Source organism: Pseudarthrobacter sp. LT1 (genome assembly GCF_035621795.1).
In the GTDB taxonomy this organism is placed as follows: domain Bacteria; phylum Actinomycetota; class Actinomycetes; order Actinomycetales; family Micrococcaceae; genus Arthrobacter.
Map to the genome: position 1 here is coordinate 1,338,556 of NZ_CP141830.1, position 21,505 is coordinate 1,360,060.

Consider the following 21,505-nt stretch of genomic DNA (forward strand, 5'->3'; position numbering starts at 1 on the left):
CGGGGGCCGGCCGGGAGGTGCGGATCCGGCGGCGGGAAAGCACGACGGTGGTTCAACCGAGGGCGGTTCGCGTTGCGGTAAGTTGTGCACAACTTAGTTGTGCGTTATGGTAGTTTCATGACCGAAGCTCCCCGCCTGGACCGGCAAGTATGTTTTGCGCTCTATTCGGCGTCCCGGGCCGCCACCGCCGTCTACCGGCCGGTCCTGGACGAGCTGGGCCTCACCTACCCGCAGTATTTGGTCATGCTCGTGCTGTGGGAAAGCGAACCCCGGGGAGTCAAGGAACTCGGCGGGGAACTCGGCCTTGACTCAGGCACCCTGTCGCCCCTGCTCAAGCGTTTGGAAGCCCTCGGGTTCGTGGAACGCCGGCGGTCCGGCGAGGATGAGCGCCGCGTCGCCATCCACCTGACCCCCGCCGGGCGAAGCCTCAGCGGCCCGGCCAGCGCCATCCCGCAGCGGCTGGCCGACGCCGCAGGGCTCTCGCTGGATGAACTCGAACGGCTGCGGACCACCCTGGGCAAGCTCACGGCCGCGCTGCATGAATCACTCTGAACGCTGAATCCGCCACCATCCCATCTACAGGACGGACTTATTTCGTGAAAACTCTCTACACCGCCGAGGCACTGGCCTCGGGCGAAGGGCGTGACGGTACCGCACGCAGCAACGACGGCCGGCTGGCCGTGGACCTGGCCAGCCCTGTGGAACTCGGGGGCAGCGGCCAGGGCACCAACCCTGAACAACTCTTCGCCGCCGGCTACGCCGCCTGCTTCCACTCCGCACTGCGCCTGGTCGGCCGCAAGGCAGGCGCAGACCTCACGGACTCGGCCGTCGCAGTAAAAATCCACCTTGGCCAACTGGACGGCGGCGCCGGCTTTGGGCTGGCCGCCGAACTGGAAATCGCCCTTCCCGCCCTGGACCTGGCCACCGCAGAGGACCTGGTGGCCAAGGCGCACCAGGTCTGCCCCTATTCGAATGCCACCCGCGGCAACATCAACGTCGACCTCAAGATTCTGGAGTACGCAGCATGAGCACAGCCCTCGCAACCACCACCCGTGAAATCCGGCTCGCCTCCCGCCCCGTGGGGCGCCCCTCCGGTGACAACTTCGAACTCGCAGAGTCACCGCTGCCCGCACTCGAAGACGGCCAGATCCTGGTGCGCAACCTCTTCATGTCCGTGGACCCCTACATGCGGGGCCGCATGAACGACGTCAAGTCCTACTCCGCTCCCTTCGCCGTAGGCAAAGCGCTCGACGGCGGCGCGGTGGGTGAGGTGGTCGCGTCCCGTTCGTCAGCACACAAGGAGGGCGACGTCGTCGTCCATTCCCTGGGTTGGCGGGAGTATGCGGTGGTGGACGGCAGTGCTGCCACCCCTGCCCGCACTGACCTGGCGCCGGCCTCGGCTTTCCTCGGCGCCCTGGGCATGACCGGGCTGACGGCGTACACCGGCCTGTTGAAGGTAGCGGAATTCAATCCGGGGGACGCCGTGTTCGTCTCCGGCGCCGCAGGTGCGGTGGGTTCCCTGGTCGGTCAGATCGCCAAGGCCATGGGCGCCTCGCGGGTCATCGGCTCTGCAGGCTCGCCCGCCAAGGTGGCACGCCTCCTGGAGCTGGGCTTCGACGCCGCGTTCGACTACCACGATGGTCCCGTGGTGGAGCAGCTGCAGAAGGCAGCAGGCCCCGCCGGCATCGACGTCTACTTCGACAACGTGGGGGGCGAGCACCTGGAGGCCGCCCTGGCGGTCCTCAATGTGGGCGGCCGGGTGGCAATGTGCGGCGCGATCGCACAGTACAACTCCACCGAACCGACTCCCGCACCGCACAACCTGATGCAGGCAATCGGCAAGCAGCTGACCCTGCGCGGCTTCCTGGTGGGCGGCCAGCGGCAGCACGCGGCTGAGTTCGCGGAGAAGATGGCCGGCTGGCTTGCGGACGGCACCGTACGCTACGACGAAACGATCGTGGACGGGCTGGAGAACGCGCCGCAGGCGTTCATGGACCTCCTGGACGGGGCAAACACCGGCAAGATGCTGGTCCGGCTGTAGCCGCGGCAGGCATCCGCGAGCAGTAGGGCACCGCTTTCCGCGGTGCCCCTACTGCTTGGTAACAACTTGTAAACAATCTCCCGGATGGACTCCCGGCGTGCTATGGGGACGTGGCGCAGGCCACTAAAGTAAGTGCCATCAGTGCGCTCCGGCGCAGTGCTGCGTGCCTTCAGTGAAAACAGAATTTCAGCGCCGAAACGGACACTCATTGAATTCCAGCCCGTAGCGCCACTCGCATCATCCCTGGAGGAAAATTGAAGAAATCACTGCGTGCCAGCTTCAAGCGCGGTTCAATGGCCGGCGTGGCCACCCTCGGTGCGTCCGCGCTTGTACTTACCGGCTGCGGTGCGGCCCCCGAAGCCGGAAGTACCGCATCCGCAGGTGCCAGCGACTACACAGGCTGCATCGTTTCGGACTCCGGCGGGTTCGATGACCAGTCCTTCAACCAGTCCTCCTATGAGGGCCTGAAGAAGACCGAGAAGGACCTTGGCATCAAGGTCAACCAGATCGAGTCAAAGACCAACAACGACTTCGAACCCAACCTGCGGGCCATGGTTACCGCCGGCTGCAACCTGACCATCACGGTCGGCTTCCTGCTGGGCGACGCCACCAAGGCACAGGCAACGGCCAACCCGGACAAGCACTTCGCCATCATCGACTTCGGCTATGACCAGCCCATCAGCAACGTCAAGCCCATCATCTATGACACCGCCCAGGCGGCATTCCTGGCCGGCTACCTGGCCGCAGGCACCACCAAGACCGGAACCGTGGCCACCTTCGGCGGCATCAAGATCCCCACCGTCACCATCTTCATGGACGGCTACGCGGACGGCGTGAAGTACTACAACCAGCAGAAGGGCAAGAACGTCAAGCTGCTCGGCTGGAACAAGGACTCCCAGGACGGCAGCTTCACCGGCGACTTCGAAAAGCAGGACGTTGGAAAGCAGCTGACCAAGAACTTCCTGGACCAGGGCGCTGACATCGTCATGCCGGTGGCCGGTCCCGTGGGCAAGGGTGCAGGAGCCGCGCTCAACGAAGCCAAGGCTGCCGGCAAGGACGTCAAGCTCATCTGGGTTGACTCCGACGGCTACCTCACCGCCCCGGACTACAAGGGCATCATGCTCTCCTCGGTCATGAAGCAGATGGGCGAGGCCGTGGAGACCGTGGTCTCCGAGGACAAGGACGGCAAGTTCAACAGCACCCCGTACGTGGGCACGCTCGCCAACGACGGCGTGCAGCTGGCACCCTTCCACGACCTCGATTCCCAGGTCCCCGCGGAACTGAAGTCCGACCTCGAGAAGATCAAGAAGGACATCGTCGACGGCAAGCTGAAGGTTGAGTCCGCAGCAAGCCCCAAGGCCTGACCCACCACAGGAAGCGCCACCGCCGGTCCGTCACCTACTGGCCGGCCGGTGGCGCTTTTTGCTGGCCTGACGTTTACCGCGCGCGGCCGGCGCCTCCCGGTACTGCAGCCACTAGGCTGGTGCTGCAGCCATATATCCCGTCCGGTCTGATCACCGGACGCTTCGAGATTGGTCAGAGTTTTGAAACTTGAGCTTCGAGGGATCACCAAACGCTTTGGCACGCTGCTGGCCAACGACCACATCGACGTGGTGGTTGAGCCCGGGCAGATCCACTGCCTCCTTGGAGAAAACGGGGCGGGCAAATCCACCCTGATGAACGTGCTCTACGGGCTGTACGAGCCCTCCGAAGGCGACATCCTCATCGATGACAAGCCCGTCACCTTTAGGGGCCCCGGTGATGCGATGGCGGCCGGGATCGGGATGGTGCACCAGCACTTCATGCTGGTCCCGGTCTTCACCGTGGCGGAGAACGTGGCACTGGGCGCCGAACCCACCAAGGCAGCGGGGTTCCTCAACCTGGACCAGACCCGGCAGCGCATCAAGGAGATCTCGGACCAGTACGGGTTCGATGTGGACCCGGACGCCCTGGTGGAGGACCTGCCGGTGGGTGTCCAGCAGCGGGTGGAAATCATCAAGGCGCTGGTCCGGAATGCCAAGGTCCTGATCCTCGATGAACCCACGGCCGTGCTCACGCCGCAGGAGACCGATGAACTCCTGGACATCATGCGCCAGCTCAAGTCGCGCGGCACCTCCATCGTCTTCATCTCGCACAAGCTGCGCGAGGTCAAGGAAGTCTCGGACACCATCACCGTGATCCGCCGGGGCAAGGTGGTGGGCACCGCCGATCCTGCCGCCTCCACCACCGAGCTCGCTTCGATGATGGTGGGCCGGGCCGTGAGCCTGACCCTGGACAAGGCCGCTGCCCAACCCAGGGAAACCACGTTCGACGTCCGCGACCTCACCGTCGTCGCGCCCAACGGCCAGCACGTGGTGGACCACCTCAGCTTCCACATCAAGCGCGGCGAAATCCTGGCCATCGCCGGCGTGCAGGGCAACGGGCAGACCGAACTCACCGAAGCCATCCTGGGCCTGCAGGAGCGGGTCACCGGCTCCATCGTCCTGGATGGCAAGGAACTCGTGGGCCGGTCCGTCAAGGAAGTCCTGGACGCCGGCGTCGGGTTCGTGCCCGAAGACCGCAAGGTGGACGGGCTGGTGGGCACCTTCTCCGTGGCCGAGAACCTGATCCTCGACCTGTATGACAAGCCGCCCTTCGCCAAAGGGATCAGCATGAGCCCGGCGAAGATCATGGAGAACGCCAAGGCGCGCATCGGTGAATTCGACGTCCGCACACCGTCGGCTGCAGCGGCGGCCGGAACCCTGTCCGGTGGCAACCAGCAAAAACTGGTCATGGCCCGTGAGCTCTCCCGGCCCCTGCGCCTCTTCATCGCTTCCCAGCCCACGCGCGGCGTGGACGTTGGCTCCATCGAGTTCCTGCACCGGCGGATCGTCGCCGAGCGCGACCAGGGCACCCCGGTGATGATCATTTCCACCGAGCTCGATGAAGTCATGGAACTGGCCGACCGCATCGCAGTGCTCTACAAGGGCAAACTGGTGGGCACCGTTCCCGCCGGGACCAGCCGGGACGTCCTGGGCCTCATGATGGCAGGCATCCCGCCGGAAGAACACGCACCGGCAGACCATGCACATACCCCGCAGGCCGGCACCCCGGCCCCTGCCGCCAACGCCGAGGGAGCCGACCATGCCTGACCAGCAATCCCCAGAAAACGCCCCGGACCCACAGTCCGCACCTTCGCCGCACAACGGCCAGGAGACTGCACCGGGGGAACAGACCGCGGCAGTGGTGGCCGTCGATACCGCCGGCGGAGCCATGCAGCCCTCAGCGGTGCCGGCCACGGCCCAGAGCGGACAGCTGCCCGGTGGCTCCGACACCGTTTTGCGCCGGATCTTCACCGGCAGCGGCATGGTATCGGTGCTCGCGGTGCTGCTGGCGCTGATCCTCGGCGGCTTGCTCATCGCGAGCACCGACAAACAGGTCTCCACCACCGCCGGCTACTTCTTCGCCCGGCCCACGGACATGCTGGCGGCGGTCTGGAATGCTGCCACCCGCTCCTACATCGCCCTGTTCCAAGGTTCGGTGTTCAACCCCCGCGGCAACGGGCTGGCAGCACAGTTCGCCCCCTTCATGGAAACCCTGACCATCGCCACGCCGCTCATCACGGCCGGCCTGGGCGTGGCGCTGGCATTCCGGGCCGGGCTGTTCAACATCGGTGCGCAGGGCCAGATCATCGTGGCGGGCATCCTGGCCGCGTGGGTGGGCTTCGCGCTGCACCTCCCGGTGGGACTGCACCTGCTGCTGGTGCTCGTGGCCGGAATCGTCGGCGGCGCCCTCTGGGGCGGTCTCGCCGGCCTGCTCAAAGCACGCACGGGGGCACACGAGGTCATCCTGACCATCATGTTCAACTACATTGCGCTGTACTTCCTGCGCTACCTGCTGAACACGCCCGCATTCCAGCGGCCGGGGGAGTCGAATCCTATCTCGCCCATCCTGGATCCCAGCGCCGTTTACCCGCAGATCCTGGGCAGCCAGTACAGGCTGCACCTCGGCTTCATCCTGGCCATCGGCGCCACGGTCCTGGTCTGGTGGCTCCTCAACAGGTCCACGGTTGGCTTCGAATTCCGGGCCGTGGGCGCCAACCCCAAGGCAGCGCAGACCGCCGGCATCAACGTCTCCCGGTCCACCATCCTGGTCATGGCCATCGCCGGCGGCCTTGCCGGCATGTCCGGCGTGGCCCAGGTTGCCGGCACCGAGAAGGTGCTCACCGACGGCGTCGCCGCCACGTACGGCTTTGACGCCATCACGGTGGCACTGCTGGGACGTTCGACGCCGTGGGGCACCTTCGCCGCCGGCCTGCTGTTCGGCGCCTTCCGCGCCGGGGCGGTCCAGATGCAGATCCAGACCGGCACCCCCATCGACATCGTCCTGGTGGTGCAGTCCCTGATTGTCCTTTTCATCGCCGCACCGCCGCTGGTCCGGGCCGTCTTCGGCCTGAACCCGCGGCGCAGGAAGCCCGCGCGCGCAGCCAAGTCCGGGCAGGCAGCCACTACCGGAGGTGCCGCATGAGCACAACAGTTTCATCGTCCAGGCCCGGCAGCCCGCAGCCCGGGGGCTCCAAGGCAGCCGCACCCACCGCGGCGCTTTCGGCCAAACCAGTCAGCTGGAAGACTCCCGTCCTGCTCACGGTGTTCGCCCTTGTCTCCCTGGTGTTCTTCGGCTTCCTGGCACCCAGCCAGACAGCCAGTTTCGGTATCTCCACAGGGGGCGACTTCTTTCAGCTCCCGGCGCTGGAAATCAATGCCTTTGCGGGCGGCATCGTGCTGTCGGTGCTGCTCCTGGCACTCGCCGCCTACGCCGTCTTCCTCAAGACCAGGAACCAGCCCGCGCCCGGCTGGCTCGCGGTCACCTTCATCGTGATCTTCGTGGCGGCCTTCCTCATTTGGGTGGTGGGCGGGGCCCGCACGCCCACCATCTCGCTGGCCGGCCTCATCGCCGGATCCGTGACGCTCGCGGTTCCGCTGGTGTTCGGTTCGCTGTCCGGTGTCCTGTGCGAACGCGTAGGCGTGGTGAACATTGCCATCGAGGGGCAGCTCCTGGGCGGGGCGTTCACCGCGGCCATCGTTGCCAGCATGACCAGGAACGCCTTCATCGGACTGCTCGCTGCAGCCGTTGCCGGGGCGGTGGTGTCCATGGTCCTGGCCCTGTTCAGCATCAAGTACCTGGTCAACCAGATCATCGTCGGCGTCGTCCTCAACGTGCTGGTATCCGGCGTGACGGGCTTCCTGTTCAGCACCGTGATGCAGGCCAACAAAGCACAGTTCAACTCGCCGCCGGGCCTGGACGTCATTGACATCCCCATCCTTTCCGCGATCCCGATCATCGGGCCCATCCTGTTCCGGCAGTCCCTGGTGGGCTACCTCATGTACGTGGCCGTCGCGGTGGTCTGGGTCGGCCTGTTCAAGACCAGGTGGGGCCTGCGCGTCCGTGCGGTGGGGGAGCACCCGCAGGCGGCGGACACCCTGGGCATCAACGTCAATGCCACCCGGTTCTGGAACGTCACCCTGGGCGGTGCCGTCGCCGGCATTGGCGGCTCCTTCTTCACCCTGGTAGCGATCGACAGCTTCACCAAGGAAATCTCCGGCGGCCGCGGCTTCATCGCCCTGGCGGCGCTCATCTTCGGCCGCTGGAACCCGGTGGGCGCCTTCTTCGCGGCACTGCTGTTTGGGTTCGCGGACAACCTGCAGAGCATCGTGACCATCATCGGAACGCCCGTGCCCAGCCAGTTCATGGCCATGCTGCCCTACCTGGTAACCGTCCTCGCCGTCGCCGGCCTGGTGGGCAAGTCCAGGGGGCCTGCCGCCAGCGGCATCCCCTACGTCAAGGGATGACCGCCGTGGACAAGGGACAGATGGACCCGGCACAAACGGTGGACTGGGCAGCCCTGGAGTCCGCCGCCGTCGACGCCATGAAGAATGCGTACGCCCCGTATTCAAAGTTTCCGGTGGGAGCCGCAGCCCTGACGGGGGACGGCCGGATCGTCAGCGGCTGCAACGTTGAGAACGCCAGCTACGGGCTTACCCTCTGCGCGGAGTGCGTCCTGGTGGGGGAACTGCAGATGACGGGCGGGGGACTGCTGCGGGCGTTCTACTGCGTGGACGGCCAGGGCACCGTCCTCATGCCCTGTGGCCGCTGCCGGCAGCTGCTGTACGAATTCAGGGCTCCGGGCATGGAGCTCATGACCAGCCAAGGCATCAAAACCATGGACCAGGTGCTGCCCGACGCCTTTGGTCCCGAACACCTGGAGGAGACCCGGTGACCGACAGCAAAGCCGAAGCGTTCGACGCCGTTGATATCATCCGCACCAAGCGCGACAAGGGGACGCTGAGCCCCGAACAGATTGACTGGACCATCGACGCGTACACGCGTGGGGCCATCGCGGACGAGCAGATGGCAGCCCTGAACATGGCCATCCTGCTCAACGGCATGGACCGCACCGAAATCGCCCGCTGGACGGCCGCCATGATCGCCTCGGGAGAGCGGATGGATTTCTCCAGCCTTCGGCGCCCTGACGGCGGCCTGAAATACACCACCGACAAGCACTCAACCGGTGGGGTGGGGGACAAGATCACCCTGCCCCTGGCTCCGCTGGTGGCAGTGTTCGGCGTTGCTGTCCCGCAGCTGTCCGGCCGCGGGCTGGGGCACACCGGCGGCACCCTGGACAAACTCGAGTCGATTCCGGGATGGCGGGCCAACCTGGCAAACGACGAAATCCTGGACCAGCTCCAGGACGTGGGGGCGGTCATCTGCGCCGCCGGTGCCGGCCTGGCCCCGGCGGACAAGAAACTCTATGCCCTGCGCGACGTCACGGGAACGGTTGAGGCCATCCCGCTGATTGCCTCCTCCATCATGAGCAAGAAGATCGCGGAGGGCACCGGGTCCCTGGTCCTGGACGTCAAGGTGGGCAGTGGAGCCTTCATGAAGGATGAAGCCAAAGCGCGCGAACTGGCCGAGACCATGGTGGCGCTCGGCAAGGACGCGGGGGTCAACACCGTCGCGCTGCTGACCAACATGAACACCCCCTTGGGACTCACGGCCGGCAACGCCATTGAAGTCGAGGAATCGGTGGAGGTGCTGGCGGGCGGCGGCCCGGAGGACGTGGTGGAACTGACCGTCCGGCTCGCCGGGGAGATGCTGGCCTGTGCAGGGGTCCACGACGCCGACCCCGCCGCCGCCCTCAAGGACGGCCGGGCCATGGATGTCTGGAACCGGATGATCACCGCCCAGGGCGGCGACCCCCGCGCGGCGCTGCCGGTGGCCAGGGAATCCGACGTCGTCTATGCCCCCGCCGATGGGGTGCTGGTGGAGCTGGATGCGCTCGCCGTCGGTGTGGCTGCGTGGCGGCTGGGTGCCGGCCGCGCCCGCAAGGAGGATGCGGTACAGGCGGGGGCCGGGGTGCGCATGCATGCCAAACCCGGCGCCACCGTGCGGGCAGGGGAGCCCCTGATGACACTGCTCACCGACACTCCGGAGCGGTTCGCCCGTGCCCGGGAAGCCCTGGAACACGCAGTGGTCATCGCTCCGGAAGGTTCGCGGCCCGCCCAGCAGCTCATCATCGACCGCATAGCATAGGGATCCATGCAGGCCATCAATGACTTCATCCTCGCCGCAGCCGGCCAGCCGTGGGTGCTGGTCCTGGTGCTGGCGTGCTGCGTCATTGACGGCTTCTTCCCGCCCGTTCCCAGTGAGTCCGTGGTGGTGGGCCTCGCCGCCGTGGCCGCCACCGCGGATGTTCCCAACCCGCTGCTCCTGGTGCTTGTAGCGGCAGCGGGTGCATTCCTCGGGGACAACATCGCGTACCTGCTGGGCCGCCGGGTGGGCACCAGGCGCTGGGCGTGGATGCGCGGGCCGCGCATGCAAAGCGCGTTCCGCTGGGCGGGCCGGGAGCTGCACAAACGGCCGGCATCGCTGATCCTGGTGGCCCGCTTCGTCCCGATCGGCCGGGTGGCGGTAAACCTGACCGCCGGGGTCACGCATTACCCGCACCTGCGGTTCGTGGGCCTGACCGTCCTTTCGGCGAGCCTGTGGGCCGGCTACTCGGTGGCGATCGGGCTGTTTTTTGGCCAGTGGTTCGAGAACAACCACGTCCTGGGCGCAGCGATTGCCATTGTCTGCGCGGTAGCGCTGGGCATCGTGGTGGACCTGGTCATCAACAAATTCCGGGGTAATCCCAACGTGGTGGAACGGATCCGGGAACCCGGGGCCTGACCAGCGCGTTTAAGGGGTAATTCCGGGCATTGGGGCGTAGCGGACAGGGCCCGGGGCGTGGGACACTTAGGAACGATTTCCGCTTTGGCTGCGGCACTTTGGCTGTGTCATTTTTATACAGGAGCAACACCGCGTGGAGTTTATTAATGAGGCCGTGCTCCATGCAGCGGGCCAGTGGTGGATTTACCCGGCGCTGCTGGTGTTCTTCTTCGTGGACGGCTTCGCCATGGTGGTCCCCAGCGAGACCCTCATCGTGGCGCTCGCAGCCTTCTCGCGGCACAGCGGCGAACCCAATCTCTGGATCCTGGGCCTCACTGCACTTGTTGGCGCCATTGCCGGTGACAACATGGCCTACATGCTCGGCCGCAAGATCGGCCTGGAGCGGTGGGGATGGATGCGCCGGCCCAAGGTCCGGAAAGTCTTCGCCTGGGCCCGCTATGAACTCGAGAAACGCGGCGCGGTACTGATCTTCACCGCCCGCTACATCCCCTGGGGCCGTGTGGCGGTCAACTACGTCGCCGGAAGCACCGGCTTCTCGCACCGCAGGTTCTTCGTCTTCGACGCCTTTGCCTGTGTGACGTGGGTGGCCTACTCCCTTGGCATCGGCCTGCTGGCCAGCTCGTTCCCGTGGCTGCACCACAACCCGCTGCTGAGCGCGGGCATCGCCGTCGTCTTTGCCATTGTCCTGGGTGTGGTCATCGACCACCTGCTCCGCTGGTGGCACAAACGGCTGGGCCGGCATGACGCCCCCGAGGCGGACGAGTGGGCCGAAGGGTCCTCCGGTTCCGGGCAGGAACGCAGGCCCGGCACGCAGGCCCTCGTGGTGCCCTCGGCAGAGGCCGGCCCCGCGGCCAAGTAGCGGCCGGCTTTGAACGGCTGGCTTTGAACTGCGGCCCACCCTAAGGTGGGAACGTGACTGAGCCCATTGTTGACGCTGCCCCTGCCATCGATTTTGACCTGAAGAGCCTGCCCAAGGTTTCCCTTCACGACCACCTGGACGGAGGACTCCGTCCGGCCACCATCATCGAGCTGGCGGAGGCCGTTGGCCACACACTTCCCTCAACGGACCCCGTGGCCCTGGGACAGTGGTTCCGCGAATCAGCCGACTCCGGATCCCTGGTCCGCTACCTGGAAACTTTCGACCACACGGTAGCCGTCATGCAGACCTACGACGGCCTGTTCCGCGTGGCCAAGGAGTTCGTCGAGGACCTTGCGGACGACGGCGTGGTGTACGGCGAGGTGCGCTGGGCGCCCGAGCAGCACCTCCAGAAGGGGCTCAGCCTTGATGATGCCGTGGAGGCAGTCCAGGACGGACTGGAGGCCGGCGTCGAGGCCGTCTCCGAGACCGGACGCGAGATCCAGGTGGGGCAGCTGATCACCGCCATGCGCCACGCCGACCGCGGCCAGGAGATCGCCGAACTCGCCGTCCGCCACCGCAACCAGGGCGCAGTGGGCTTCGACATTGCCGGCGCCGAGGACGGATTCCTGCCCAGCCGCTTCAGGGACGCCTTCACGTACCTGGCCCAGCACAATTTCCCCGCCACCGTACACGCAGGCGAGGCTGCCGGGCTGGAGAGCATCCAGTCCGCGCTGGTGGACGGCCGCGCCCTCCGGCTGGGACACGGCGTCCGCATCGCCGAGGACATCATGGTGGAATTCGACGATGACGAGGAAGCCGGGGACACCGTTGGCCTGGTCACCCTCGGCGACCTCTCCAGCTGGGTCCGCGACCGCGGCATCGCCCTGGAAATCTGCCCTTCCTCCAACCTGCAGACCGGCGCCATCGCGGAGTTCGGCGAAGGCATCGAAAGCCATCCCCTGGACATGCTCTACCAGCTGGGCTTCAACGTCACCATCAACACCGACAACCGCCTGATGAGCGGCGTCACCCTGACCGACGAGTTCAACCTGCTGGTGGAAACCTTCGACTACGACCTCGATGACCTGCTGGAGCTGACCCTCAACGCCGCCGAGGCATCCTTCCTGCCCCTGGAGGAAAAGGAAGCGCTGGTGGAGTACATCAACGACGCCTACGCCAACCTTGGCTGATCCGGATTCGCGGCCCGGCAGTTCTGCAACGGCGGAACTGCTGGGCCTGATTGCCCAGCTGCGCGTGCACTGCCCCTGGATGGGCGCCCTGACGCACGCGTCGCTGGTGGAATACCTCCTGGAGGAGGCCTACGAAGTGGCCGAAACCATCGAGGAAGGCCACCCCGACGCCGAGCTGCAGGGCGAGCTCGGTGACGTGCTGCTCCAGGTGGTGCTCCATGCCCGGCTGGCTGAGGAGCGCGGCGCCTTTACGTTCGACGACGTGGCGCGCGGCCTGGGTGCCAAAATGATCCGGCGGAATCCCCATGTCTTCCGGCCTGACGGCTCCCTGCAGGACAGCTTCCCGGCCACCGTGGCGGAGATCGAGCAGAAGTGGGATGCCGTCAAGCGGGCCGAAAAGCCGGAACGGCAGGACCCCTTCGAAGGCATCCCGCAGGCCCTCCCGGCGCTGGCCAGGGCGCAGAAGTTCCTGGACCGTGCAGCACGTGCGGGCCTTGGGCTCCCCGCGGGGACTCCCGTCCCTGGAAGCGAGGACGAGCTCGGAAACCTGCTGCTCGCCGTCGTCCGTTCTGCGCGGGACAACGGCATGGACGCAGAGCGCGCCCTGCATGCCGCCGTCCGCCGCTACCAGCGTGACCAGAGTGACCAAAGCGACCAAGCGCCATCATGACGTCCGGGCCTTGACCGGTTTGAGTAACCCGGAGCACTCTCGACTAGGCTGGACCGTGACGAGTACGTCGAGTTTTCTGCCTGATTCCCCCCGTTAATCGCCCATAAGGAGCAAATTCATGGCGCTTATCGATGCCATCCACGCCCGCGAGATCCTCGATTCCCGCGGCAACCCCACCGTTGAAGTTGAAGTCCTGCTGTCGGACGGCCAGATCGGCCGCGCCGCGGTTCCCTCCGGCGCCTCCACCGGTGAGCACGAGGCCGTTGAACTGCGTGACGGCGACAAGGGCCGCTACCTGGGCAAGGGCGTGCAGAAGGCCGTCGACGCCGTGATCGACCAGATCGCCCCCGCCCTGACCGGCTTTGACGCCACCGACCAGCGCAGCATCGACCAGGCCATGCTGGACCTGGACGGCACCCCCAACAAGGGCAAGCTGGGCGCCAACGCCATCCTGGGCGTCTCCCTGGCAGTCGCCAACGCAGCCGCTGCTTCCGCCGACCTGCCGCTCTACAAGTACTTGGGCGGCCCGAACGCCCACGTCCTGCCCGTGCCGCTGATGAACATTCTCAACGGAGGCTCCCACGCCGACTCCGACGTCGACATCCAGGAATTCATGATCGCCCCGATCGGCGCCGAGACCTTCTCCGAGGGCCTGCGCTGGGGCGTTGAGGTCTACCACAACCTCAAGTCCGTACTGCAGCAGAAGGGCCTGTCCACCGGCCTCGGCGACGAAGGCGGCTTCGCACCGAACCTGCCGTCCAACCGTGCAGCCCTGGACCTCATCACTGAGGCCATCAAGAACGCCGGCTACACCCCGGGCAAGGACATCGCCCTGGCCCTGGACGTTGCCTCCTCCGAGTTCTACAAGGACGGCGCGTACCAGTTCGAAGGCAAGTCCCTGTCCGCCAGCGACATGAGTGCGTACTACGGCGAACTCGTTGCCGACTACCCGCTGGTCTCCATCGAGGACCCGCTGGACGAGAACGACTGGGACGGCTGGAAGACCCTCACCGACGCCATCGGCGACAAGGTCCAGCTGGTGGGTGACGACCTCTTCGTCACCAACCCCTCCATCCTGCAGCGCGGCATCGACACCAGGACCGCCAACTCCCTGCTGGTCAAGGTCAACCAGATCGGTTCGCTGACCGAGACCCTGGACGCCGTCAGCCTGGCCCAGCGTGCCGGCTACACCACCATCACCTCGCACCGCTCCGGCGAGACTGAGGACACCACCATCGCGGACATCGCCGTGGCCACCAACGCCGGCCAGATCAAGACCGGTGCACCGGCCCGCTCCGAGCGCGTAGCCAAGTACAACCAGCTGCTGCGCATCGAAGAGGAACTGGACGACGCCGCACGCTACGCAGGCCGCAGCGCCTTCCCGCGTTTCAAGGGCTAGTAACCGCCTAAACCCATCCGCGGTGGCTATGGTTGAAAGACCATAGCCACCGCTGTTGTTTCCAGCAGCATTTGTTCAGCAGTGAACGTCCAGCACAGATAGTGGCGGCCCCGGCAGGCTGCGTTTCAGGAGTGTCATGGCTACCCGCCGCCCCAAAGTTCCCAAGGTCGCCCCCGCCCGTCCAGCCAAGGCAACGGACGACGACGGATCCTCCGGCGGTGCCGAGGTCATCCGGGCGGATTTCCGGCCGGCCAAGGGAGGGCCCGCGGCAACCCCCGCACCTGCCAAGGACAGCCACTCGGGCGGAACTGCTGCAAGCAGGCCCGGAAAAGCGGGGGAGGCCAGACCTTCGAAGCCCGCCGCCGGGCGCAAAGGCAGCAGTCCCGTTGACGGCAAGGATGCCCGCAACCCCGAAGAGGAGCAGCATCCCGTCCCCGCCAAGGCGTTTTCCGGCCGCATGCTCGCACTGGCCGTGGTGATGATCGCCATCACCGTGATGCTGGCCCCCACGGTCAAGATCTTCTTCGACAAGAAGGCCGAAATAGACGCACTGAACGCTGACATCGCCGCCCGCCAGGCCGAAGGCGACGCCCTCCGCCAGCAGGTGTCGCGCTGGCAGGACCCCAACTACGTCAAGCAGCAGGCCCGCGACCGCATTAACATGGTTATGCCGGGCGAAACCGGCTACTGGGTTTTTGGCAGCGATGAGCCGGCCGGAGAAAGCAGTAGCCCCGCCGGCGCAGCAGCACAAGACCCCGCCGATCTGCCGTGGGTGGATTCCCTGTGGGAGTCCATCAGGCGCGCGGCCACAGACTGAACCGCACAGGAAGGACGGCCCGCGACAGTGGAACACAACACGGCAGCCGCCCGGGACGAATCCCGCCAACCAACAGCACACGACCTTGAAGTACTGAGCAGGCAGCTGGGACGACCCGTCCGCGACGTCGTGGAGATTCCGGCCCGCTGCGTCTGTGGCAACCCCCTCGTGGCAGCCACCGCGCCCCGGCTGAGCAACGGTACCCCGTTTCCCACCACCTTCTACCTGACGCACCCGGTGATCACGTCCGCGGTTTCCAGGCTTGAGGCTGCCGGGGTCATGAACAGCATGAACGAGCAGCTGGCCGCTGACGCCGGGCTTGCCGCTGCCTACCGGGCGGCCCACGGGGAGTATCTGGCCGCCCGCGACGCCATCGGGCAGCGTTCCGGAATCGGTCCGGTGCCGGAGATTGACGGCGTGTCCGCTGGCGGGATGCCCACCCGCGTCAAGTGCCTGCACGTCCTGGTGGGCCACTCCCTTGCTGCGGGCAGCGGCGTCAACCCCCTGGGGGACCGGGCCCTGGACATGATCACTGAGTGGTGGACTGCTGACAAGTGCTACTGCGACGGCGCCTGGGACACCACCGGCGAGGCACCATCCCGGGACCTGAGCCGCCACGGGCCCCAAGGGCTTCCGGACATTGTGGGCCGCCCCGCCCCGGTCCGGAAATCCGCCGGAACCACAGAGGCATCCGAATGACCCGCGTCGCCGCCATCGACTGCGGCACCAACTCCATCCGGCTCCTGATCGCCGACATTGACCGCAGTAACGGCGGCACAAAGCTCACCGACGTCGTCCGGGAGATGCGCGTGGTCCGGCTGGGCCAGGGCGTGGACGCCACCGGCGAACTGGCTCCGGAGGCACTGGAACGCACGCTTGGCGCCACGGCCGACTACGCCCGCCTGATCAAAGAGCATGGCGCAGAGCGGATCCGGTTCGTTGCCACCTCCGCGAGCCGCGATGCACGCAACCGGGACGTCTTTGTGGACGGCGTCAGGGAGCTGCTGGGAGTGGAACCGGAGGTCATCTCCGGGGACGAGGAAGCGGCGTTGTCCTTTGCCGGGGCCAGCAGCGTGCTGCCCGTCCTCGACGGCCAGCAGGTGCTCGTGGTGGACCTCGGCGGGGGAAGCACCGAATTCGTCCTGGGCACCGCCGCCGGCGTGACCGCTGCCAAATCCGTGGACATCGGCTGCGTCCGGCTGACTGAACGGCACCTGCGCAACGATCCGCCCACTGCCGAACAGATTGCCGCCGCGGAAGCCGACGTGGACGAAGCCATGGCCCGCGCCGGACGCGACGTCCCCCTGGAACGCGCCACCGCCGTCGTCGGCGTGGCCGGGTCCGTCACCACCATCACCGCGCACGCGCTCCGCCTGCCGGAATACTCGCCCGACGCCATCCATGGGGCCGCGTTGCCCATCGGGGACATCCGCGACGCCGCCACCGACCTGCTGCAGATGACCCGGGCCGGGCGGGCTGCGCTGCCGTATATGCATCCCGGCCGCGTGGACGTCATCGGCGCCGGGGGACTGGTGTGGCGCCGCATCCTCGAACGGATGGGGGAGCTGACCGGCGGGAAGGTCACCGCGGCCACCGCAAGCGAGCACGACATCCTTGACGGCATCGCGCTGAGCATCGGGTAGCCCCATGCATCCCACCCCAGCTTCAACCCCGCTTGCGTCCCGTGCCGCGGCCGCCGCGGTGGCCCTCCTGCTGGCCGCGTGCTGCCTGTTCGCCGGCCTGTTCACGGCCCCCGCCGCACACGCCGACGAGTGGCGCGATAAGGAGTACTGGCTCGCGGACTCGGGCATTACCAAGGCCTGGGAAGTGTCAAAGGGCGCCGGCGTGAAGGTGGCCGTCATCGACAGCGGCATCGATGCCCAGCACCCGGACCTCAAAGGCGCGGTTGTCGGCGGTTACGATGCCTCCGGCTCAGGCCAGCCGGACGGCCAGAAAAGCGTCGGCTCCAAGCCTGAACACGGCACCCTGGTAGCCACCATGCTCGCAGGCCGCGGACACCAGCCCGCCAGCGCGAGCCCCAGCCCCAGCCCCGGGCCGGCTGTTCCGCCGGACGGCATCATCGGCGTCGCGCCCGAAGCGCAGCTCCTCTCCGTCTCCACCTGGCTGGGCTCGGCCAACCCCTCGGGCAAGAGCGACCAGGACCAGATTCCCGAGGCGGTCCGCTGGGCGGTGGACAACGGCGCCAAGGTCATCAACATCTCGCTCGGCAGCACCACGCCGCAATGGCCGCAAAGCTGGGACGCCGCCTTCCTGTACGCGGAACAGAAGGACGTGGTCATCGTAGCCGCCGCCGGAAACCGGGTGGGAGGCAATACCCAGGTGGGCGCCCCTGCCACCATCCCCGGCGTGCTCACCGTCGCCGGCCTGGACCGCAAGAACGTGGCCAGCGTGGACGCCTCCTCGCAGGGCATCAGCATTGGAGTGGCTGCGCCGGCCGAGAACCTCCTGGGCGGCCTTCCGGGCGGAGGCTATGCGGAATGGGCCGGAACCTCCGGGTCCACGCCCATCGTGGCAGGCGTTGCTGCCCTGATCCGGTCCAGGTGGCCGGACATGAGCGCCGAACAAGTGATCAACAGGATCGTCTCCACGGCGAAGGACGCCGGCGCCCCGGGGAAGGATCCACTGTACGGCTTCGGCATCCTCAACGCCGAGGCAGCGCTCAAGGCTGACGTCCCGGAGGTTTCAGTGAATCCGCTGGGCACCATCGCCGAGTGGATCCGCGTGCACAGGCGGGGCAACGCCGCCCCGGCAACCCCGCTGCCCACCGCAACCTCAGCGCCCAGCGCGGCACCCACGCTGCCCGAAGCCACCGTTCCCGCCGCGAAGGCGCCGTCCCAGCGCGACAGTGCCATCGGCGCCGCCGTCGTGATCGGTTTTGCCGCCCTGTTCGTGGCCATCATCGCCGCCGCCGGCATCCAGCTCCGACGGGCGGCCCGCAACCCTTCCCTTGCCGTGGAAGAACCGGACACGGGCGTGGTGGAAGGGGTCAAATCGCGGCCTGATTCCTAGGTTACGGGGGCCTCCGCACGGCTAGTGAAGATTTTCACAAACTCCTGTATCCTTGAACAATGGCAACCACCCCACAGCTCCAGGACCGTCCCAGGGTACTCGTCGTCGGCGGCGGGTACGTCGGCCTGTACGTAGCACTGAAACTGCAGAAGAAGATCGCGAATGCCGGTGGCATCGTCACCGTCGTTGATCCCCTGCCCTACATGACTTACCAGCCCTTCCTCCCCGAGGTGGCAGGTGGCAACATCGAAGCCCGCCACGCAGTGGTCTCCCACCGCCAGCACCTCAAGCAGACGGAACTCATCCAGGGCCGCGTCACGTCGATCGACCACGTCAACCGGACGGCCGTGGTGGCTCCTGCCGACGGCGGCGAGAACTTCGAGGTTCCCTACTTCGACGTCGTGCTCGCAGCCGGCGCCATCACCCGCACCTTCCCCATCAAGGGCCTGGCGGACAAGGGCATCGGCCTGAAGACCATCGAGGAAGCCGTTGCCCTGCGCAACAAGCTGCTGGAGCGCATCGAGGTTGCCTCCACCATGACGGACCCTGCAGCCCGCGCCAGGGCCCTCACCTTCGTGGTGGTCGGCGGCGGCTTCGCCGGCATCGAGTGCATCACCGAGATGGAAGACCTCGCCCGCGCCGCCGTGCGCAACAACCCCCGCATCAAGCAGGAGGAAGTCCGCTTCGTCCTGGTCGAAGCCATGGGCCGCATCATGCCCGAGGTCACTGCAAAGCAGGCTGACTGGGTGGTTGAGCACCTGCGCAGCCGCGGCATCGAGGTCCTGCTGAACACCTCGCTGGACAGCGCCGAAGGCACCCTGAAGCTCATCAACCTCCCGGACAAGACCCCCGCCCAGGAGTTCGAGGCAGACACCCTGGTGTGGACGGCCGGCGTGCAGGCGAACCCGATGGTCCGCTCCACCGATTTCCCGCTCGAACCCCGCGGCCGCGTCCGCGTCCTGCCGGACCTGCGCATCGCAGGCGACGAAGGCATTGTGGAGAACGCCTGGGCCGCCGGCGACATCGCCGCTGTCCCGGACCTCACCGGCAAGGGCCTCCCGGACGGCACCTGCGTCCCCAACGCCCAGCACGCCCTGCGCCAGGCCAAGCGCCTCGCCAAGAACCTGTGGGCTTCCCGTTGGGACAAGCCGCTGGCCGACTACAAGCACAAGAACCTTGGTGCCGTAGCAGGCTTCGGCGAATGGAAGGGCGTCGCCAACATCAACCTCCTGGGCCGCATCGGCCTCAAGGGTGGACTCGCATGGCTGGCCCACCGTGGCTACCACGGCATGGCCATGCCCACGGTGGAGCGCAAGTTCCGCGTCATCCTGAACTGGATCATCGGCTTCTTCGCCGGACGCGACACCACGCAGCTGATGGACCTGGACAACCCCCGCGGTGCCTTCGTCTCGGCAGCCACCCCGGCACCGAAGCCTGCCGCTGCGCCCGCAGCGGTTCCGGCCGCCGGCTCCAGCGCTGCCGCCGCCGCTCCCAAGGAAACGGTAGCAGCAAACGCCAAGTAGCGCGCCTGTTCCACCACGCTTCACAGCGCACGACGGCGGCTGTCCCCTTTGCGGGGCGGCCGCCGTCGGCGTTTCCAGCCAACGCGTCCCGGGCAGGTACCATTGACCCGGCGCCCCAGTAGCCCAATTGGCAGAGGCAGCGGACTTAAAATCCGCGTGTTGTGGGTTCGAGTCCCACCTGGGGTACATCCTGTCCTTTCCGGCGCCGCCAGGGTTTGGACACCAGGAAGCCGCCTGCACAGCAGGCGGCTTCCTGCGTTTAATTCCGCATAGGCAACGACTGTTATAAGGCTGTGACCTCAGTCACTTAGTTTCGCTGCTGTCTATGCACTAGCTTGAAGCTAAATCAGGAATACCTGGTCCCATTCCGGGCGCCGAAGCGCCCCATTGATCCGCACGCGCATCGCATGGCCCTGTTTCGGAAGGCAGACAAATGTACCGAAAGAAAGTCCTCACCTCGTTGGCAGCAGCAGCCACATTCAGCATGCTGCTGTCGGCCTGTGCCAACCAGGCGGGCCCCGGCACCACCGAAAGCTCGGGTTCGTCCAGCAAGGTGAACATCCCCGCCATTTCGAAAGTCGACGTCCCTGCCGGTGCGGTAAAGCCCGCCGGTGACGGCAAGGCGACCTGCCCCGCGACCACCACGCTCGCCTACGCAGGTGCGCAGACCGGCCCCAACGCCCAGCTCGGTGTCAACATCTTCAACGGCATCCAGCTGGCCATTGACCAGCACAACAAGTCCAACCCGGGCTGCCAGGTCCAGTTCAAGAAGTTCGACACTGAAGGCGACCCCAACAAGGCCACCGGCCCCGTCACCCAGCTGGTGAGCGAGTCGGACATTGTTGGTGTGATCGGCCTGCCGTTCTCCGGCGAGTCCAAGGCCACGGGCAACATCTTCGAGCAGAAGGGCCTGGTCCACATCACCCCGTCGGCCACCAACCCCACGCTGACCGAAAACGGCTGGACCACCTTCTTCCGCGGCCTCGGCAATGACGCCGTCCAGGGCCCCGCAGCCGCCAAGTTCCTCACCGGCAAGCTCGGCGCCAAGAAGGTGTACCTGGTCCAGGATGACTCCGACTACGGCATTGGCCTGGGAACCTCCACCTCCGCGGGCCTGGGCAGCGCCCTGGCCGGAACGGAGAAGGTGACCACAGGGCAGAAGGACTTCTCCGCCGTGATCTCCAAGATCATGAACGCCAAGGCCGACGCCGTGTTCTACGCCGGCTACTACGCCGAAGGCGCACCGTTCGACCAGCAGCTGGTTGGCAAGGGATTCACCGGAACGTTCGTAGCGCCTGACGGTGTGAAGGACGACCAGTTCATCAAGCAGGCAGGCGACGCTTCCAACAACGCCTACTTCACCTGCCCCTGCCTCCCGGGCGAGCTCATCCCCGACTTCGCCTCGGCCTACAAGGACGTTTCCAAGGGAGCGGAACCCGGTACGTACTCCATCGAGGGCTACGACGCCGCAACCGTCCTCCTCTCCGGCATTGACGCAGGCAAGCAGAGCCGTGCGGACCTGCTGGCCTGGGTCAAGGCCTACGACAAGGACGGCTTGAGCAAGCACTACAAGTGGGATGCCAAGGGCGAGCTCCAGGCCCCGACCGTCTACGGCTACAAGGTGGAAAACGGAAAGATCGTTCCCATCGGCCCCATCGGGGAGTAGCAACCAGCACGAACCGGCTGTGGGGGCCAGCATCAGCAGGCCCCCACAGCCTTTTCTTGGCTTGGCAGCAGCCCAGGACCAAGCAACGTCAATAGACACAAGTCC

The 21,505-nt window shown here is 66.5% G+C and carries 20 protein-coding genes and 1 tRNA gene; all 21 read left to right on the forward strand.

Annotated elements, in window-relative coordinates:
* Positions 1-117: 117 nt before the first annotated feature.
* Entirely contained in the window at positions 118-552 is a 435-nt protein-coding gene (locus VIK36_RS06395; RefSeq protein ID WP_255174843.1) for a MarR family winged helix-turn-helix transcriptional regulator, read from the forward strand.
* A gap of 44 nt (positions 553-596) precedes the next feature.
* Positions 597-1,028 carry an organic hydroperoxide resistance protein gene (locus VIK36_RS06400; protein ID WP_324644544.1) on the forward strand — a complete coding sequence of 144 codons (432 nt, stop codon included), beginning with the start codon at positions 597-599 and terminating at the stop codon, positions 1,026-1,028.
* Positions 1,025-2,041: an NADP-dependent oxidoreductase gene (locus tag VIK36_RS06405; protein WP_324644545.1), complete on the forward strand. Its 1,017-nt coding sequence runs from the start codon at positions 1,025-1,027 to the stop codon at positions 2,039-2,041. The genes VIK36_RS06400 and VIK36_RS06405 overlap by 4 nt, the downstream gene beginning before the upstream one ends.
* A gap of 254 nt (positions 2,042-2,295) precedes the next feature.
* Positions 2,296-3,405, forward strand: coding sequence for a BMP family lipoprotein (locus VIK36_RS06410; protein ID WP_420716252.1), 1,110 nt, complete (start codon positions 2,296-2,298; stop codon positions 3,403-3,405).
* A 180-nt stretch (positions 3,406-3,585) separates the two neighbouring features.
* A complete protein-coding gene (locus VIK36_RS06415; RefSeq protein WP_324644546.1) occupies positions 3,586-5,172 on the forward strand; it encodes an ABC transporter ATP-binding protein in 1,587 nt (528 codons plus the stop codon).
* Positions 5,165-6,547: an ABC transporter permease gene (locus tag VIK36_RS06420; RefSeq protein ID WP_324644547.1), complete on the forward strand. Its 1,383-nt coding sequence runs from the start codon at positions 5,165-5,167 to the stop codon at positions 6,545-6,547. Before VIK36_RS06415 ends, VIK36_RS06420 begins: the two co-directional genes overlap by 8 nt.
* The gene (locus VIK36_RS06425; protein WP_324644548.1) at positions 6,544-7,869 is read left to right on the forward strand and encodes an ABC transporter permease; all 1,326 of its coding nucleotides are present in this window, start codon (positions 6,544-6,546) and stop codon (positions 7,867-7,869) included. The genes VIK36_RS06420 and VIK36_RS06425 overlap by 4 nt, the downstream gene beginning before the upstream one ends.
* A 20-nt stretch (positions 7,870-7,889) precedes the next feature.
* Positions 7,890-8,297, forward strand: coding sequence for a cytidine deaminase (locus VIK36_RS06430; RefSeq protein ID WP_324645231.1), 408 nt, complete (start codon positions 7,890-7,892; stop codon positions 8,295-8,297).
* The gene (locus VIK36_RS06435; RefSeq protein WP_324644549.1) at positions 8,294-9,610 is read left to right on the forward strand and encodes a thymidine phosphorylase; all 1,317 of its coding nucleotides are present in this window, start codon (positions 8,294-8,296) and stop codon (positions 9,608-9,610) included. Before VIK36_RS06430 ends, VIK36_RS06435 begins: the two co-directional genes overlap by 4 nt.
* A gap of 6 nt (positions 9,611-9,616) precedes the next feature.
* Positions 9,617-10,246, forward strand: coding sequence for a DedA family protein (locus VIK36_RS06440; RefSeq protein ID WP_324644550.1), 630 nt, complete (start codon positions 9,617-9,619; stop codon positions 10,244-10,246).
* 133 nt (positions 10,247-10,379) lie between these two features.
* On the forward strand, positions 10,380-11,105 hold the full coding sequence (locus VIK36_RS06445) for a DedA family protein (RefSeq protein ID WP_324644551.1): 726 nt from the start codon (positions 10,380-10,382) through the stop codon (positions 11,103-11,105).
* A gap of 53 nt (positions 11,106-11,158) precedes the next feature.
* Entirely contained in the window at positions 11,159-12,295 is a 1,137-nt protein-coding gene (locus VIK36_RS06450) for an adenosine deaminase (RefSeq protein ID WP_324644552.1), read from the forward strand.
* A 79-nt stretch (positions 12,296-12,374) separates the two neighbouring features.
* Positions 12,375-12,965, forward strand: a complete 591-nt coding sequence (locus VIK36_RS06455) for a MazG nucleotide pyrophosphohydrolase domain-containing protein (protein ID WP_324645234.1) — start codon at positions 12,375-12,377, stop codon at positions 12,963-12,965.
* A gap of 118 nt (positions 12,966-13,083) precedes the next feature.
* Positions 13,084-14,364, forward strand: a complete 1,281-nt coding sequence (gene eno, locus VIK36_RS06460) for a phosphopyruvate hydratase (RefSeq protein WP_110542781.1) — start codon at positions 13,084-13,086, stop codon at positions 14,362-14,364.
* Between the two features lie 136 nt (positions 14,365-14,500).
* Positions 14,501-15,181, forward strand: a complete 681-nt coding sequence (locus VIK36_RS06465; RefSeq protein WP_324644553.1) for an FtsB family cell division protein — start codon at positions 14,501-14,503, stop codon at positions 15,179-15,181.
* 27 nt (positions 15,182-15,208) lie between these two features.
* Positions 15,209-15,880 (forward strand): DUF501 domain-containing protein, encoded by a 672-nt coding sequence (locus VIK36_RS06470; protein WP_255174851.1) that lies wholly within the window; start codon positions 15,209-15,211, stop codon positions 15,878-15,880.
* Complete coding sequence (locus VIK36_RS06475) at positions 15,877-16,824, forward strand: Ppx/GppA phosphatase family protein (protein ID WP_324644554.1); 948 nt, start codon at positions 15,877-15,879, stop codon at positions 16,822-16,824. The genes VIK36_RS06470 and VIK36_RS06475 overlap by 4 nt, the downstream gene beginning before the upstream one ends.
* A 4-nt stretch (positions 16,825-16,828) precedes the next feature.
* On the forward strand, positions 16,829-18,211 hold the full coding sequence (locus tag VIK36_RS06480; protein ID WP_324644555.1) for a S8 family serine peptidase: 1,383 nt from the start codon (positions 16,829-16,831) through the stop codon (positions 18,209-18,211).
* Between the two features lie 59 nt (positions 18,212-18,270).
* Positions 18,271-19,734 (forward strand): NAD(P)/FAD-dependent oxidoreductase, encoded by a 1,464-nt coding sequence (locus tag VIK36_RS06485; RefSeq protein ID WP_324644556.1) that lies wholly within the window; start codon positions 18,271-18,273, stop codon positions 19,732-19,734.
* A gap of 112 nt (positions 19,735-19,846) precedes the next feature.
* Positions 19,847-19,920 (forward strand) — tRNA-Leu (locus VIK36_RS06490).
* Positions 19,921-20,167: 247 nt separating this feature from the next.
* Complete coding sequence (locus VIK36_RS06495; RefSeq protein ID WP_159632549.1) at positions 20,168-21,400, forward strand: branched-chain amino acid ABC transporter substrate-binding protein; 1,233 nt, start codon at positions 20,168-20,170, stop codon at positions 21,398-21,400.
* Positions 21,401-21,505 lie beyond the last annotated feature (105 nt).

Bases quoted from the DNA above. Each gene is read 5' to 3' on its own strand.
- VIK36_RS06395 (WP_255174843.1), top strand. From the start codon at position 118: ATGACCGAAGCTCCCCGCCTGGACCGGCAAGTATGTTTTGCGCTCTAT.
- VIK36_RS06405 (WP_324644545.1), top strand. From the start codon at position 1,025: ATGAGCACAGCCCTCGCAACCACCACCCGTGAAATCCGGCTCGCCTCC.
- VIK36_RS06420 (WP_324644547.1), top strand. From the start codon at position 5,165: ATGCCTGACCAGCAATCCCCAGAAAACGCCCCGGACCCACAGTCCGCA.
- VIK36_RS06425 (WP_324644548.1), top strand. From the start codon at position 6,544: ATGAGCACAACAGTTTCATCGTCCAGGCCCGGCAGCCCGCAGCCCGGG.
- VIK36_RS06430 (WP_324645231.1), top strand. From the start codon at position 7,890: ATGGACCCGGCACAAACGGTGGACTGGGCAGCCCTGGAGTCCGCCGCC.
- VIK36_RS06440 (WP_324644550.1), top strand. From the start codon at position 9,617: ATGCAGGCCATCAATGACTTCATCCTCGCCGCAGCCGGCCAGCCGTGG.
- VIK36_RS06455 (WP_324645234.1), top strand. From the start codon at position 12,375: ATGGGCGCCCTGACGCACGCGTCGCTGGTGGAATACCTCCTGGAGGAG.
- eno (WP_110542781.1), top strand. From the start codon at position 13,084: ATGGCGCTTATCGATGCCATCCACGCCCGCGAGATCCTCGATTCCCGC.
- VIK36_RS06465 (WP_324644553.1), top strand. From the start codon at position 14,501: ATGGCTACCCGCCGCCCCAAAGTTCCCAAGGTCGCCCCCGCCCGTCCA.
- VIK36_RS06475 (WP_324644554.1), top strand. From the start codon at position 15,877: ATGACCCGCGTCGCCGCCATCGACTGCGGCACCAACTCCATCCGGCTC.
- VIK36_RS06480 (WP_324644555.1), top strand. From the start codon at position 16,829: ATGCATCCCACCCCAGCTTCAACCCCGCTTGCGTCCCGTGCCGCGGCC.
- VIK36_RS06485 (WP_324644556.1), top strand. From the start codon at position 18,271: ATGGCAACCACCCCACAGCTCCAGGACCGTCCCAGGGTACTCGTCGTC.
- VIK36_RS06495 (WP_159632549.1), top strand. From the start codon at position 20,168: ATGTACCGAAAGAAAGTCCTCACCTCGTTGGCAGCAGCAGCCACATTC.